At 42.1% G+C, this 1486-nt stretch carries 1 protein-coding gene; it reads left to right on the forward strand.

Going from position 1 to position 1486, the window contains the following annotated elements:
* Nucleotides 1–845 (forward strand): hypothetical protein (locus IDZ20_RS05460; protein WP_245792134.1); only part of this gene is annotated, 845 nt, incomplete at its 5' end.
* Nucleotides 846–1486 lie beyond the last annotated feature (641 nt).

Consider the following 1486-nt stretch of genomic DNA (forward strand, 5'->3'; position numbering starts at 1 on the left):
TCGCTGCGCTACACTTTACCACAAAAGCCTCTCCGGTCTGGGCGCTGGTGAGCCAAGCGTTAAATGCTAAGGGAACTATGAGTATCACATTACGATCAATCGGGTTATTCGGAATTCTTCTTTTTGGGGTTCTTTTCTCTATTACTTTCGTATCACCCGAGATTATAGAGAAATCGACAAAAGGATTTGTGAAATACCAAATAGAGAAGGAAGTTCGTGAAAAGCAGCAACTACTGAGTGATTCTACCATCGCAAATAAGGCACTGAGTATTGCTAATAAACTTGGGTTGGAATCAGAGCAGTTACAAGAAGACCTAGACAACAACCTACCTGAGAAAATAGCGAGCGTAATCGCCTCTATGTGCGGCTATGATTGTGAGCGAAAAAAGGCTTTAGCGCAGTCAATTACTTCAGGTTATCTAGATCGTATTAAGAACATTGAAATCGCCCAGGATACTCTCGGAAATCTCGTAAAGGGAAAGTACATCGAAATTGTTGGTAATTTAAAATTTGACCTACGTATATTTCTTGGGGCAAATTTTTTAATGTTTCTTACCCTCCTAGTTGTATCTTTCATTAAGCCCAAGGCTGTGGCTCACTTGTTCTTACCCGGGATTCTTTTAGTTTTGGCTACTGTTTTATCATCAGCCATATACATATACGGTCAAGATTGGTTCTATACCATTTTATACAATGATTATATGGGTTTTGGATACTTGGCGTATATCGCAGTCATATTTGGCGTATTAGTTGATATTGCGCTTAATAAAGCACGAGTCACAGCGGAAATAATAAACGGCATAGCCAATGCATTAGGCTCGGCATTTACGGTGCTTCCGTGCTAAGCGCATTTAACAAAGCAATCTACCGGAGCTCCACTGCGTTGCTTCGTTTGCGCTTTACCGCTACGCTAGCGCAAACAAATCAACGCCGTTCCGCCCGGTAATTGCGGCGTTAAGTACGCGAGGTAGTTGTGCAGAACAAACTAATAAAGCAATATGGAATACTATTGCTGGGGGGCGGGGCGTATTACGCTACTATGCTCGGGATTCGATATGAAAGAATATATGATACGTGGTTAAATTGGGCACAGCCAGCATTAGATGTAGGTGCATACACTTCGTTAGGTTTATTGTATATTTTGGCCATCGGTACGCCCCTGCTCATGCTCGTAGCTGGGTTAAAACTGTATAGAGAAAAACCATTAAAGCTCTACTTTAGCTTGCCGCTAGTATTGTTTTTAGTTCTTTCGAGTATTGTTGGTAAGTTACTATTAGTGGTAGGTGTAGGCGTATATTTACATCGTAAGTGGTTATGTGCGCGGCTTACTTAACAATGTTATTAAAAGGACAGTGTTTGCTGCGCTCCGTTTTGGGGTGGCTTCGCCACTTTACCCCAAAACTCCACTCCACAAACACTGCCTTTTATAACGGCGTTATGCGTCTTAACGGCTGGTAGAGTAGGGCTTGTAATTCATTGGGATTGT

The organism is Teredinibacter waterburyi (genome assembly GCF_001922985.1).
In the GTDB taxonomy this organism is placed as follows: Bacteria; Pseudomonadota; Gammaproteobacteria; order Pseudomonadales; family Cellvibrionaceae; genus Teredinibacter; species Teredinibacter waterburyi.